Genomic DNA, 12,698 nt, shown 5'->3' with positions numbered 1-12,698 from the left:
GTTTTAGGTCTGCTTAGTTGCTGCATGATCTTGCGAAGTTAAGCAAGTTCACTGTGCCGATAAATTAGACCATCTCATATTGCCTGATTTTATGAAGATAATTACTAACATGGTTTATGATTAAAAAAGTGCCATGATATATTAGACGTTGTTATGTGATTCTAAATTAGGGGCATATTGGCGTAATTAATTAACTGACATGTGGTTGTTATTGGAAAATAATAATTAAAAGATAAGCTATTTTATTGTAAATTATACTTAAATTTAATTATTATTTACATTGCAACAAGCCTATTAAGAGCTACAAAAAAGTGAGGCTCTCTTACTAATTGGAAAAATGATTTAAGATTAAAGATTTAAGATTTAAAATGAAGTGTATGAAAATCACTGAAATGTTTGCGCCTAGTATGTTGAATTTACTACGGAATGTTAAGTATGTATAAGACAGGAAGATACCTATTGAAAAACTGAATAATATATAATTGATACTATAAAAATGCCAAAGTCCAAAAAGAAGACTGGAACCAATGATAGAAAAAGAAATACTTTTGCTCTTACTATAAATAAACTCAATAACCAGATACTGGAAAAGTAAACTTTCAAGAACAGGTGCCCATATAAGCACTTCATACAGCTCTTCAGATATTGAATTGAAATTGTGGAAACTTTTTACAGACTTATTTGGGATAAATATGAAGAAAAATTTGGAAGATATATGATGGAGACAAATTGATATTAAAGTGTATTTGTATATTTTATTTAAAAAAAAACTATTATAAATTAATTTATATAGTGTGTAGTATAATTGTTTAAGTGTATTTTGGTGTCGCATAAACTATTAAAAAAAAAGCTTTATAAATTTATTTAATGGCGCACAGATTCACAAATCTGTGCGCCATTAAATATTATTTGCCAAATCCGGTTTCTCTACGGTAATCATCATAATGGCTAGCACCATTCCCCCAACCTGTAACAATTGCTCTTACAAATTGTCCAACTAAATACCCAAACTCACAACCCTGACACTTTACATCTTGGCCACCATTAATGAATATTATATCTTCACCCAAGTCTTCAAAGCCAGCTGCTAATGATAATGAGCATATATTTTTCATAGATTTAGTAGAATTTACTGGTTGAAGAATATCTATTTTTTACAACAATCATTTGGCCGGTTAAAAAAACCGTTTATAAAGCCTCCGACAAACCCATATGTGAAGTCTTTAAGGTATTCTTCCACACCTTTTTTTATCCCTTCAAGAATAGGATTATTGGGTTGATCACCTCCTCCATTAATCTGACTTATTTCACTAAACATCATTTCGTCAAAGCCAGTCGTACTGAGCTGTAAGGTATTCATTTTTTAAATGGTTAAGTCTCCCAATCGCCCGACCTTGCTTCACCTCCCGGGCCGGTGTGCCTTGCCGTAATTGGTTGGGTCAAAATTGTACTAAAATAGAGGCGTAACCAATTCAGATTTGCATAATCTGATACCGATATGAATGATTTTGTGCAAATATGGATTGGAAATATTATAAAAAATAGTAAGGGAAATAATTTTTATTGAAAATATGAAAGTGTGTGACAATATTGTTTCAGTTTCGTCATTAGCTTACTATAACTATTACTAACACCATCGTTTATATGCCTTTTTGTCCAACCAAACTACGCCGTCTACGTGAGTTGTTCGGCTACTCACAGGCAGCGGTTGCTTATTCGTTAACTATTGCACAATCAACCTATTGCCGCCTCGAAACAGGCAAATCAAAACCGGATCCCGATCAGTTAGAGGCTGTTGCGCGGTTATACGGCTTATCGGTCGGCGAGTTTCTGGAACATGACTCAAACCAGCTTGTCGCGTTAGTTGTCTCAAGGCCAATATTTGTTAAGTTACGTAAAATGGGGGGGAGTTACTTTAAGTGATTCTCACTAAGCCAGACCCCCCGATTTCCACGCCGTTGCCTAAACCCTGTCACCTGAAAGAAGCATTGTTTCTTGACAAGTCCGGTATTTTTCCCCACGTTCGTGCTTCTGTATCAAGGTCGATTACGAAATTACCGTGCCTATGCCATACCGTTACCTTTGGATACTAACCGGTTGTCTTGCTTCTGTCTCAGCCTTCGCACAACCGGCCAATGACAGGATCCGCTATGCGGTTGAGTCAGGATGGTACGCGGCCGGCAATGGGCCGATTCCCTTCTGGTTACGAACCAATCAGCAGGGCACTGTACCCTTGACAGGTTCCCTGATCACGGCGCGGCTGAATGTTTCGCAGGATTACCGGCAACGCACCGACTCATCCTCCCGCTTCGACTGGGGTTTTGGTGTTAACGGGGTGTTCAACGGGCAGCTGAAGCCAGCCGGCGAGCCGCTGCGGTACTATTTACCGGATGCTTTTCTGAAAGTACGTTACGGTAAGTTCGAATTATTTGCCGGTAACCGTACCGGTGTCATCGGGATTGTCGATACCTTGCTGTCGTCGGGGAGTGTGGCCTGGTCAGGGAATACACTGCCCATTCCGAAAGTACAGCTGCATACGCCGGACTATATATCACTGGGTTTTCTGAAGCATATACTGGCCTTTCGTGTGGGGTATGCGCACGGCTGGTTTATCAATTCCTATGTAAAAAACAGCTACCTGCACCAGAAATACGCTTATTTCCGGCTTGGGAAACCACATTGGCGGGTGCGCGCGTATGCCGGTCTGAATCATCAGGTGCAGTGGGGTGGGCAGGCCGGTTACCTGAACGATACGCCGCTGGCAGTAAACGGTCAGTTGCCGGCTACCTTCCGTGACTACCTGTCGGTGGTAACGGGCCGGTATCCGGAGGCATTGCAAACGGACCGGTTTACTGATTTTGACGGCACTAACCGGATCGGTAACCATATCGGCAGTATTGATCTGGCCCTGGAGTGGCGTGGTGACCGGACTAACTGGCAATTGTACCACCAGCATTTGTATGAAGATGCGTCCGGACTGGCCCTGCGGAATGTGCCGGATGGCTTAACAGGGTTGCGGTTGCTGAATCTGAACGGCGAGGCCTCGTCGTGGTTCCGGATCCGGCGTGTAGTCATTGAATGGCTCAGTACACTGAATCAGAGCGGCCCGACCTTCGATCCGGCCGCGCAGTATCAGGGCGGTGATAATTACTACAACCACAGCCAGTACCGTGAAGGGTGGACGTATCAGGGACTTACGCTGGGCACACCGTTTCTTTTTCCTTACACGAATCTCAGCCAGTATGCCGCCGGACTGGGCGGACCCTATTTCCCGAACAACCGCGTTACGGCCTGGTATCTGGCGCTTGACGGCGTTATCGCCGGCGGGCCTTCCCTGATGTTTAAAGCGTCATTGTCCCGAAACAGGGGAACATTCAATCGCCCGTATCCCGAACCATTGCCGCAACTATCAGCCTATACCGCTATCCGCTGGCCGCTGAACCGCCGGAAAACTGCCTTACTGTGCGCGTCATTTGCCGTTGACCAGGGCGATTTATTGCCTGTGAGCACCGGTAGTTATCTGGGATTACACTACGCATGGTGATGGGGGAAGGGTTTCTTTTTCTGCTTTTCTAGTGACTAGTTTGTAAGTATCGTTAGAAAAGAGACCATTAAATCACTGCTTCTTGATTTGCCTGTATATAAAATGTTACTTTTGCCCAACTCTCCAATAGTCCACTTTTTATTATAAGCCTGTTTCTAACCATTCGTCGTATGAAATTTAACTACTCCCTCCGCCAGACAAGCTGGCTGTTCATTTCACTGGGTATTTTGCTGGTTGGCGTTTACGGTTGTGTATTGCAGGATCACCGTATTCCGAATCCGGTAACCCTGGCAGCTGTTCCCGGCCCGCCGGTTGCATCCGGTCTGAAAGCACCCATCGGTATTTCTGATGACAGCAAAGGCAATATCTGGGTTACCGAAGCCGGTAGCGGCACGGTGAATGACGGTCGTGTATCGGTCGTAACGCCGTCAGGTGCTGTATATCCGGTTATCACAGGTTTTGTATCGGCAATCAGTCCGGAAAATTCGCCGGAAGGCCTGAACCACCTGCTATACCGTGACGGTAAGCTGTATATCCTACACAGCATTGAGGATAAGATGTTTGTGGCCGATGTATCGAACTTTGTTCCGGGCGTCAGCGCACCGATTCCGGCAAGCTCACTGAGTTTTGTAGACATTGGTACGTTTGTAAAGAATGCCCGTCCGAACGCGCCGGACCCGGCCGATTCAAACCCGTATAACCTGACATTCGGGCCGAACGGAGATATTTTTATCGCTGATGCCGGCGCCAATGCCATTGTGCGGGTAGCCAAAGGAACCAACGCGCTGAGCATTTATGCGGTTTTCCCGGATGTACCTAATCCAACTTACCCGGGTGCGCCTGTTGGTCCGCCGACCATCGACGCCGTTCCGACCAGCATTGTCTTTGACGGTACAAATTTCCTGGTGACAACCCTCGTGGGTTTCCCGTTCCCGACCGGTAAGTCAACGATTTATCAGGTTAGCGGAAGCGGTGCGGCACCGGTTACGCCAACCGTTTATAAGACAGGCTTTTCGGGTATTACTGATATTACATTTACGCCGGGTGGCAAAACGCTCATTACCGAATTTGGCTTTTCAACCCCGGGTCGGGTTGCCAGCGGTGATAATGCGGCAACGACCTTGTTTTCACCAGCGATCACGCCGGTTGATATTCACCTGAGTACCGTCAGCGCAGATACCTATTATCTGCTGTATTACGGTCCCGGTATTATTGTAAAATTAAACGCTACAAACTAAACGGGGTCGGAGACCAATAGACAGGAGAGCGTCAGACAGGATGTATGGCCGGGTATAAACCGGCCTGATCGTCGTCACAGTTTGTAATTCTGAAGGGGAAAATCCAACGATTTTCCCCTTTTTTGTATCTTTAGGATGATGATAACGCATGACAAACAGGTATGAAGGGGAGTATGTGGAAAGTTATACTGTTGGGAATAACCGGCCTTTGGCTGGCAGGGTGCAGCAGAGGAAGTGAACCTGTGGTGGAAGACCGCGTGCGGCTGAAAACCGTAACCGACCGGTCTGATGTAACCTTTTTTCAGGTCTATTCATACGATACCGGTAACCGGGTGGTGCTGGTGCAGAGCTATTTCACACCCGGAGGGCCGTTTCCGCCATTCAGCCTGGATCAGGCAAACCGGATGACGTACCAGTATGATGCACAGGGGCGTCTGACGCAGACGGATTATCTTGACTATCAGAGCAAACAGAAAGCAGGGGAGTCACGCATCCGCTATACGTATGACGGCACCGGTAAAATCGTGACGGCTACCTATGTCTCGATGGGGGCTGACGGAACGTTTACCGACACGCAGCAGCTCGTGTATGAACTCGATGCGCAAAACCGGCCGGTGAAAAAAACGGAATACAAGCTGCCCGTTGCCGGTCAGACAGGGCTGGTTACTACCTATGCCTATACCGATGGTAATCTGACGGCTATTGACGCGCCGGTGTATGGTACGGATCGGGTGGAGACGGGCCGGCTCCGTACCACGTATGCATACGGCACCGGACGGAGTCCGTATTACGGCTTACCACCCGCCACCATCTGGGGTGATCAACTGGCATTCCGGTATAGCCAGAACAACGTGTTGCTGCAGACAGTCCGGAACTTCGACAAAGCGGGTGTACCCGTAACAGCGGCTGTGACAAAAAACTATTCCGTAACCGCTCGTGCCGACGGCCGTATCACGCAGTGGTCAGAAGGGCCGGCCGGCAGTACATACGGGCTCTTTTACGACTACGAAACTTATTAGGTAACGGCGGATGCGGGCTTGCCTGTTCAGCATTCAACATGTACCTTTGTTTACCTACTACGGCCTGGGTATACTCAGGTCGTTTTTTATTGACAAAAAAAGGATGACAACAAAAAGGGTAGTTGTCAGTTTTACGAACATAAACATCAAAACACTCTGATCACCAATATGCCAGCGGTTAGTTGCTCGTTCTGCGGCCGTCGAAAAAATGAAGTAATGCTCCTGTTGTCGGGCATGGACTCCCATATCTGTAACTACTGCATTGAGGAAGGCCACCGCGTGGTGCTGGAAGAAATGCGGCCGCGCCGCTCCGAACCGGCAGACATCAAGCTGAACCTGATTAAACCGCAGGAGATGAAGCGCCACCTTGACCAGTATGTTATAGGGCAGGACGAGGCGAAAAAAACGCTTTCGGTGGCGGTGTATAATCACTATAAGCGGCTGATGCAGCCCAAAACGGAGGATGATGTGACGATCGAGAAATCGAACATCATCATGGTCGGGGAGACCGGTACCGGTAAAACGTATCTGGCCCGGACCATTGCCCGTAAGCTGGAAGTGCCGTTCTGTATTGCCGATGCTACGGTCATTACCGAAGCCGGTTATGTGGGCGAAGACGTTGAAACGATCCTGACCCGGCTGCTTCAGGCGGCTGATTATAACGTTGATGCGGCTGAACGGGGCATTGTATACATCGACGAAATTGATAAAATCGCCCGGAAGGCCGATAACCCGTCCATTACCCGCGACGTGTCGGGCGAAGGCGTGCAGCAGGCCTTGCTGAAACTGCTGGAAGGTTCGATGGTGAACGTACCGCCGCAGGGTGGCCGCAAGCACCCCGATCAGCGGATGATTTCGATCAACACCGAAAATATCCTGTTCATCTGCGGCGGCGCTTTTGATGGTATTGAGCGGCATATCGCCAAACGGATCAACACGCGGCCGATCGGATTCTCCGGCGACCGCCGCCTGCACGAGTCCTTTGACCGCGAACATCTGATGCGCTTTGTATCGGCGCAGGACCTCAAATCGTTCGGACTGATTCCGGAACTGATCGGCCGTCTGCCGGTACTGACCCACCTTGAACCACTGAACCGCCAGGCGTTGCGGAAAATTCTGACGGAGCCGAAAAACGCCATTACCAAGCAGTATGAAAAGCTGTTTGCCATGGAAGGCATTGCCATTGAATGGGAGTCCGATGTACTGGACTTTATTGTCGATCAGGCCCTGCACTTCAATCTGGGTGCGCGCGGGCTGCGGGCCATTTGCGAATCAATCATAACCGACGCCATGTTTGAACTGCCCTCACGGACCGATCTGACGACCTTTACGGTGTCGATGGATTATGTGCAGGAGCAGTTTGGTAAATCAACCTGGCAGGTGCTGCGGTCGGCGGCATAGGCCTGCCGGAATGAATAAGGAGAAATGGTTAATGAAAAATGGCAGCGCGGCTCTGGATTGTGCGCCATTTCCGGGAATAAGTAGCGGAGGCACGACTTCTAGTCGTGCCTCCGCTTTTTTTTGGTAAACTCCCCTTTATGTAGGTTTCCGAAACATTCATATGTGTGGACAGTTAGTCGAGTGAAAAGTAAATTATGTTTCACTCAACGTCCTTCTCATATGAAGCGCATAACTACCAATGCATTCTATGCTCTGGCCATCGGAATGCTCATGACGGCGTGTACAAACCGTCCGTATGCTACCCTCCAGCGTACGCCTGCTGAGGTCGCCTCAACACGATCAGTTGCTACAGCACCCGTTGTGGCTGAACAAACCGTTTCACAAGCCGGCATACAGCCTGTTACTGTACCGGTAACAGCACCGGAGGCTGCTCCGCAAACGGTAAACGAAGCGTTGGCGAAATACGAAGCCGTGGCTTCTGCCGATAACAAACTGTCGGTTTCTGACAAACAAAAGCTGGATAAGCGAATGGGCCGGATCAGGCAACTGTTAGCGACAACGTCATTGACGGAAGCGTCGGCCGGGGCGGCAACGCACAAGTCAACGGCGATGGAGCGGATGATGGTTAAGAAGATCAACAAGAAAATCCAGCAGAAAATGAGTCCCGAAAAAACGCAGAAAGCCCAGCTGAATACGGGCGTACTGACAGGCGGTGCCGTGCTGGTTATTCTGGGTCTGCTGCTGCTTTTACTGACTTCCGGGACAGCGGCAACCCTTGGGCTCGTATCGTTAATTGTCGGCGCTGTTCTGCTTCTGATTGGCCTTTTATAGGGGCCAGTAGCTCAGAAACGGGGTTTTAAATGCTCATTCAATCAAATTTATTCAAACACCGGTTTTTCGTTTCTAACAATTTTTTACGTTTGGGCGTTCAAACCGTTAATTCACTAAAAAAACACAGATTTATGAAAACGTTGACTCGCAACGCCTTTTTTGCCTTCGCCGCTGCTGCCATGATGACCGCGTGTAGCCGTCCATACGCCACGGTTCAGCGTACGCAGACAGAACGATTCTATTCAGAAGCGAAAGCTGCACCGGCTGCTCAGCCAAAAACAACGGAAGAAGTTGCCGTAGCCACACCGGTTGAGGCCCCGGCTGCCGTTGACGCACCAACAGCTGCGCAGGTTGAAGCAACCAAGCAGGTAGTTGATCAGATTGAAGCATACGCCGCCAATAATAAAGAACTGGCTTCAAACAAAAAGCTGGAAAAACGGATGGCCCGTGTGAAACAACTCCTGAACGAAGCAACCACAGCTAAAGCGTCAAACACACTCCAGACAACAAAAAAAGCGACGTTGATGGAGCGTATGATGACGAAAAAAATCGATAAGCAGATCAAAAAACACATGGCTCCTGACGAAGCTAAGGTAATGGACCGTGCAACCCGCGCCGGTATCATCATCGGTATCGTTGGTCTGTTGTTATCGCTGCTGTTCGGTGGTGTACTGGGTCTGTTAGGCTTACTGATGCTGATCGGTGGTATCGTACTGATCCTGGTAGGTGTGTTACGTACCGTGTAATCGCAGCATATAAAAATCATTACTAATCAGTGGCACGATCATAGCGGTAATATCCGTCGATCGTGCCACTGTCAGTTTATAGTAAACAAGTCACCTCTAACCGCAGCCTCCGGGTTGCTTGTAACATGACAGAACAACCCACACTTTGTCTGATTCATGGTCATGGCGTAGACCCGTCGGTCTGGGATACGCTGTACGACGATTTATCGGCGGATGTACAGATTGTCAAGCCTGATTTTTCGGGCATGACCAGCCACCAGACCGTTGAAGCGTACGCTGAAGAGCTATATAGTGTGTTTCAGGCATCCGGCATTGAGAAGGTAGTCCTGATCGGCCATTCGATGGGCGGCTACATTGCGCTGGCCTTTGCCGAAAAGCATCCGGACATGATGGCTGGTCTGGGCCTTTTTCATTCAACGGCATTCCCCGATGACGAAGACCGCAAACCAAAACGGGAACAGGCCATTGCACAGCTTACGGCTGAGGGATCGCCGGCGTTCATTGATGCCGCAGTACCCAATATGTTTGCCGAAGAACATAAAACGTCGATGGCCGCAACGATTGGCTCTGTCGTCAGCAAAGGCCGGCAGTTACCGGCTGATGCATTGATTGCAGGTGTTAAAGCTATTCAGTCGCGGCCCGACCGGACACATGTCCTGAAAAATGCCGCCTATCCGGTATTAATTATTGCCGGGAAAGAAGATAAGCTGGTGCCGCTTGACAAAAGTAAGGAGCTGTTTGAGATGCCGTCGAACGTACAGGCCACAGTACTGGAACACTCCGGCCATCTGGGTATGCTGGAAGAGCCTGCCGAAGCCTTGAACGCGATCCGGCGCTTTCTGATCAAAGTTATGGCTGTTTAGCTGCCGGAGCGTGCCGAATGCCGGGTGGAAAACGAATTGGAAGGGGCTAAGGCCCCTTTTTTCGTTTTTTTCAATGATTTAGGGTACATAATTTGTAAACTTGCAATCTTTTATAATTATCCTGTTGATTTATTCATTCAGGGCTACTATTTGTTCAGACAATGTCACAACTCTTTAATGTTTATCCGCTGTATGATATCGAGCCTGTGCGGGCACAGGGGAGTTATCTGTGGGATTCAAAAGGCGAACGGTACCTCGACCTGTACGGGGGCCACGCTGTCATCTCTGTAGGGCATACCCACCCACGATATGTCAGGGCCATTACTGAACAATTAAACCGGATTTCGTTCTATTCAAATTCAGTCAGGATTCCCTTGCAGGAAGAACTGGCCGAAAAGCTGGGAGCGTTGTCGGGTTACCCTGACTATGCGTTATTCCTCTGTAATTCAGGCGCTGAAGCGAACGAGAATGCCCTGAAGCTGGCTTCGTTCCATAACAAGCGTACTAAAGTAGTGGCGTTCCGGAAGTCGTTCCATGGCCGGACAGCGGGTGCTGTTGCGGCAACGGACAATCCGTCGATTGTGGCGCCGGTAAACTACAGTGAGCATGTAACGTTTCTGCCTTATAATGATGTAGAGGCAGCTGTTGCGGGCATTACCGATGAGGTGACGGCCGTTATCATCGAAGGGATTCAGGGCGTGGGCGGTATCCATGTGGCAACGGATGAGTTTCTGCAAACGCTGCGCCGCCGGTGCGATGAAACCGGTGCGGTCCTGATTCTGGACGGTGTTCAGTGCGGGTATGGCCGTTCGGGTAAATTCTTTTCGCATCAGTTCAGCGGCATTGAACCGGATATTATGTCGATGGCTAAAGGCATGGGCAACGGCTTCCCGATCGGCGGGATCCTGATTTCGCCGAAGTTCAAGGCAAGCTACGGCTTACTCGGAACCACCTTTGGCGGAAACCATCTGGCCTGTACGGCGGCTATTGCCGTGCTCGACATCATGAAAGATGAAAACCTGATGGACAATGCGGCGAAAATGGGCGATTACCTGATGGACGGCCTGCGGCAGGTGGGCGGCTACAAAGAGCTGCGCGGCCGTGGACTGATGATCGGCATCGAGTACGATTTTCCGGTGGAGACACTGCGGAATACACTGCTGTTTGAACACCATATGTTTACCGGTGTGGCAGGCAAAAATACCATCCGGTTACTGCCGTCGCTGGCGCTGGGAACCGAAGAAATCGATCAGTTCCTGGACGCTTTATCAAAAGAAGTTAAAGCAACGGTTTGATTAGGATAAAATGACCAATTTCATTTCCATTCACGACGTAACAGACCTTCAGGCCCTGATTAAATCAGGCCTGGAGGCCAAACAGAACCCGTTTGCCGACCAGCATCTGGGAAAAAATAAAACCATTGGCCTGATCTTTTTCAACTCCAGCTTACGGACCCGCCTCAGCACTCAGAAGGCAGCCCAGAATCTGGGAATGAACGTGATGGTGCTGAACGTAGGGCAGGATAGCTGGGGCCTTGAGCTGGAAGACGGTGAATTGGGTAATCCGGTGATCATGAATGGCGACAAGGCTGAGCACGTGAAGGAAGCGGCGGCCGTTATGGGTCGTTACTGCGACATTATTGCTGTCCGGGCCTTTGCCGAACTAAAAGACCGCGACAAGGATTACCGGGAGCAGGTGATGAAGCAATTCGTGAAGTATGCCGGTGTCCCGATCGTAAACCTTGAATCAGCCACCCGCCATCCGCTCCAGTCATTGGCCGACTGCATCACGATTGAAGAGTTCAAAACCAAAGCCCGCCCGAAAGTGGTGCTGACCTGGTTACCGCACTTCAAACCGTTGCCGCAGGCTGTTGCCAACTCGTTTGCGGAGTGGATGAACCACATGGATGTGGAGCTGGTTATCACGCATCCGGAAGGCTACGACCTCGCCCCTGAGTTTGTCGGTAAGGCGCGGGTGACGCATAACCAGAACGAAGCGTTTGAAGGGGCCGACTTTATTTACGGCAAGAACTGGTCATCGTATACGCACTACGGTCAGGTGCTGGTACAGGACCCGTCATGGGCTGTTACGATGGACAAAATGCAGCTAACCGATAACGGCAAATTCATGCATTGTCTGCCGCTGCGCCGGAACATGAAAGTTACCGATGAGGTGCTGGACAGCCCGCAGTCGATTGTGATTGATCAGGCTGCTAATCGGGAATGGTCAGCGCAGGCGGTGTTAAAAGAAATTTTGCAGCATGGGTAAGGTAACAGTCATCAAGATTGGCGGGAATGTCATTGACAATCCGGATGCGCTGAAGCGGTTTCTGGCGTCATTTTCGCAATTGAGTGATGAGAAAGTACTTATTCACGGCGGTGGCAAAGTCGCAACCCAGGTGGCTGAGAAATTAGGCGTTCAGACGACAATGGTCGAAGGCCGCCGGATTACAGACCGGCCGATGCTGGATGTGGTTACGATGGTTTACGGCGGGCTGGTCAACAAGCAGATTGTGGCGCAGCTACAGGCACTGGGAACCAATGCCATCGGTCTGACCGGAGCAGACGGCGGAACGGTGCTTGCCCGCAAACGTCCCGTAAAAGAGATTGACTATGGGTTTGTCGGTGATATTGAGGAGGTAAACTCCGGTCAGTTACAGGCGTTTATCCGTCAGGACCTGACCCCCGTTTTTGCACCCCTGACCTTCGACCGGGAGGGCAATATGCTGAATACCAACGCCGATACAATGGCCTCAGCCATTGCTGTGGACATGGCTGCTCATAATGACGTGACACTGGTTTACTGTTTTGAGAAGAAAGGCGTACTGAGCAATCCTGACGACGATGCGAGTGTGATTGCCGAACTGACACCAGCTGTCTATGCAGACTATAAAGCGTCGGGTGCTATCAATAAAGGCATGATTCCAAAACTGGATAATGCGTTCCGTGCGCTGGAGAAAGGCGTGTCCAAGGTAATTATCTGCCATGCCGATGAACTGGCGCAGGCAGTAGCATCGGGAGCGGGTACAACGCTGACCAGATAAACTACCTGATAGA

At 49.2% G+C, this 12,698-nt stretch carries 14 protein-coding genes; 11 read left to right on the top strand and 3 right to left on the bottom strand.

Annotated features, from left to right (window positions below; genetic code table 11):
• Positions 1–325: 325 nt before the first annotated feature.
• The 3 genes from AC23NW_RS25580 to AC23NW_RS25570 all read right to left on the bottom strand — a co-directional run bounded on the left by AC23NW_RS25580 (position 326) and on the right by AC23NW_RS25570 (position 1,360).
• Positions 326–832, bottom strand: coding sequence for a CPBP family glutamic-type intramembrane protease (locus AC23NW_RS25580; protein WP_487453033.1), 507 nt, complete (start codon positions 830–832; stop codon positions 326–328).
• A gap of 73 nt (positions 833–905) precedes the next feature.
• A complete protein-coding gene (locus tag AC23NW_RS25575; protein ID WP_487453031.1) occupies positions 906–1,115 on the bottom strand; it encodes a hypothetical protein in 210 nt (69 codons plus the stop codon).
• Positions 1,116–1,147: 32 nt separating this feature from the next.
• Positions 1,148–1,360, bottom strand: coding sequence for a hypothetical protein (locus tag AC23NW_RS25570; RefSeq protein WP_071502916.1), 213 nt, complete (start codon positions 1,358–1,360; stop codon positions 1,148–1,150).
• A 284-nt stretch (positions 1,361–1,644) separates the two neighbouring features.
• Between AC23NW_RS25570 and AC23NW_RS25565 the strand changes: the two genes are divergently transcribed.
• The 11 genes from AC23NW_RS25565 to argB all read left to right on the top strand — a co-directional run bounded on the left by AC23NW_RS25565 (position 1,645) and on the right by argB (position 12,685).
• On the top strand, positions 1,645–1,923 hold the full coding sequence (locus AC23NW_RS25565) for a helix-turn-helix domain-containing protein (protein ID WP_487453029.1): 279 nt from the start codon (positions 1,645–1,647) through the stop codon (positions 1,921–1,923).
• Between the two features lie 142 nt (positions 1,924–2,065).
• Positions 2,066–3,544, top strand: a complete 1,479-nt coding sequence (locus tag AC23NW_RS25560; RefSeq protein WP_487453027.1) for a capsule assembly Wzi family protein — start codon at positions 2,066–2,068, stop codon at positions 3,542–3,544.
• Positions 3,545–3,714: 170 nt separating this feature from the next.
• Positions 3,715–4,782, top strand: a complete 1,068-nt coding sequence (locus tag AC23NW_RS25555) for a ScyD/ScyE family protein (RefSeq protein WP_487453026.1) — start codon at positions 3,715–3,717, stop codon at positions 4,780–4,782.
• A gap of 173 nt (positions 4,783–4,955) precedes the next feature.
• The gene (locus AC23NW_RS25550; RefSeq protein ID WP_487453024.1) at positions 4,956–5,801 is read left to right on the top strand and encodes a hypothetical protein; all 846 of its coding nucleotides are present in this window, start codon (positions 4,956–4,958) and stop codon (positions 5,799–5,801) included.
• A 168-nt stretch (positions 5,802–5,969) separates the two neighbouring features.
• Positions 5,970–7,202 carry an ATP-dependent Clp protease ATP-binding subunit ClpX gene (gene clpX, locus AC23NW_RS25545; RefSeq protein ID WP_293833174.1) on the top strand — a complete coding sequence of 411 codons (1,233 nt, stop codon included), beginning with the start codon at positions 5,970–5,972 and terminating at the stop codon, positions 7,200–7,202.
• 219 nt (positions 7,203–7,421) lie between these two features.
• Positions 7,422–8,033 carry a hypothetical protein gene (locus AC23NW_RS25540; RefSeq protein ID WP_487453022.1) on the top strand — a complete coding sequence of 204 codons (612 nt, stop codon included), beginning with the start codon at positions 7,422–7,424 and terminating at the stop codon, positions 8,031–8,033.
• A gap of 131 nt (positions 8,034–8,164) precedes the next feature.
• Positions 8,165–8,779: a hypothetical protein gene (locus AC23NW_RS25535; RefSeq protein ID WP_293833177.1), complete on the top strand. Its 615-nt coding sequence runs from the start codon at positions 8,165–8,167 to the stop codon at positions 8,777–8,779.
• A 125-nt stretch (positions 8,780–8,904) separates the two neighbouring features.
• Entirely contained in the window at positions 8,905–9,642 is a 738-nt protein-coding gene (locus AC23NW_RS25530) for an alpha/beta fold hydrolase (RefSeq protein ID WP_487453020.1), read from the top strand.
• Between the two features lie 161 nt (positions 9,643–9,803).
• Positions 9,804–10,937, top strand: coding sequence for an aspartate aminotransferase family protein (locus AC23NW_RS25525; protein WP_487453018.1), 1,134 nt, complete (start codon positions 9,804–9,806; stop codon positions 10,935–10,937).
• A gap of 10 nt (positions 10,938–10,947) precedes the next feature.
• Entirely contained in the window at positions 10,948–11,910 is a 963-nt protein-coding gene (locus tag AC23NW_RS25520) for an N-acetylornithine carbamoyltransferase (RefSeq protein WP_487453016.1), read from the top strand.
• Positions 11,903–12,685, top strand: a complete 783-nt coding sequence (argB, locus tag AC23NW_RS25515; protein WP_487453014.1) for an acetylglutamate kinase — start codon at positions 11,903–11,905, stop codon at positions 12,683–12,685. The genes AC23NW_RS25520 and argB overlap by 8 nt, the downstream gene beginning before the upstream one ends.
• Positions 12,686–12,698: the final 13 nt, after the last annotated feature.

The organism is Arsenicibacter sp. R0_47 (genome assembly GCF_057652235.1).
The sequence above is the reverse complement of the archived record's forward strand: the minus strand, read 5'-3'. Positions and strand labels throughout refer to the sequence as shown.

What these genes read in the sequence shown, in the direction of transcription:
- AC23NW_RS25580 (WP_487453033.1), bottom strand. Translation starts at nt 832, where the DNA reads ATGCGACACCAAAATACACTTAAACAATTATACTACACACTATATAAA.
- AC23NW_RS25575 (WP_487453031.1), bottom strand. Translation starts at nt 1,115, where the DNA reads ATGAAAAATATATGCTCATTATCATTAGCAGCTGGCTTTGAAGACTTG.
- AC23NW_RS25570 (WP_071502916.1), bottom strand. Translation starts at nt 1,360, where the DNA reads ATGAATACCTTACAGCTCAGTACGACTGGCTTTGACGAAATGATGTTT.
- AC23NW_RS25565 (WP_487453029.1), top strand. Translation starts at nt 1,645, where the DNA reads ATGCCTTTTTGTCCAACCAAACTACGCCGTCTACGTGAGTTGTTCGGC.
- AC23NW_RS25560 (WP_487453027.1), top strand. Translation starts at nt 2,066, where the DNA reads ATGCCATACCGTTACCTTTGGATACTAACCGGTTGTCTTGCTTCTGTC.
- AC23NW_RS25555 (WP_487453026.1), top strand. Translation starts at nt 3,715, where the DNA reads ATGAAATTTAACTACTCCCTCCGCCAGACAAGCTGGCTGTTCATTTCA.
- AC23NW_RS25550 (WP_487453024.1), top strand. Translation starts at nt 4,956, where the DNA reads ATGTGGAAAGTTATACTGTTGGGAATAACCGGCCTTTGGCTGGCAGGG.
- clpX (WP_293833174.1), top strand. Translation starts at nt 5,970, where the DNA reads ATGCCAGCGGTTAGTTGCTCGTTCTGCGGCCGTCGAAAAAATGAAGTA.
- AC23NW_RS25540 (WP_487453022.1), top strand. Translation starts at nt 7,422, where the DNA reads ATGAAGCGCATAACTACCAATGCATTCTATGCTCTGGCCATCGGAATG.
- AC23NW_RS25535 (WP_293833177.1), top strand. Translation starts at nt 8,165, where the DNA reads ATGAAAACGTTGACTCGCAACGCCTTTTTTGCCTTCGCCGCTGCTGCC.
- AC23NW_RS25530 (WP_487453020.1), top strand. Translation starts at nt 8,905, where the DNA reads ATGACAGAACAACCCACACTTTGTCTGATTCATGGTCATGGCGTAGAC.
- AC23NW_RS25525 (WP_487453018.1), top strand. Translation starts at nt 9,804, where the DNA reads ATGTCACAACTCTTTAATGTTTATCCGCTGTATGATATCGAGCCTGTG.
- AC23NW_RS25520 (WP_487453016.1), top strand. Translation starts at nt 10,948, where the DNA reads ATGACCAATTTCATTTCCATTCACGACGTAACAGACCTTCAGGCCCTG.
- argB (WP_487453014.1), top strand. Translation starts at nt 11,903, where the DNA reads ATGGGTAAGGTAACAGTCATCAAGATTGGCGGGAATGTCATTGACAAT.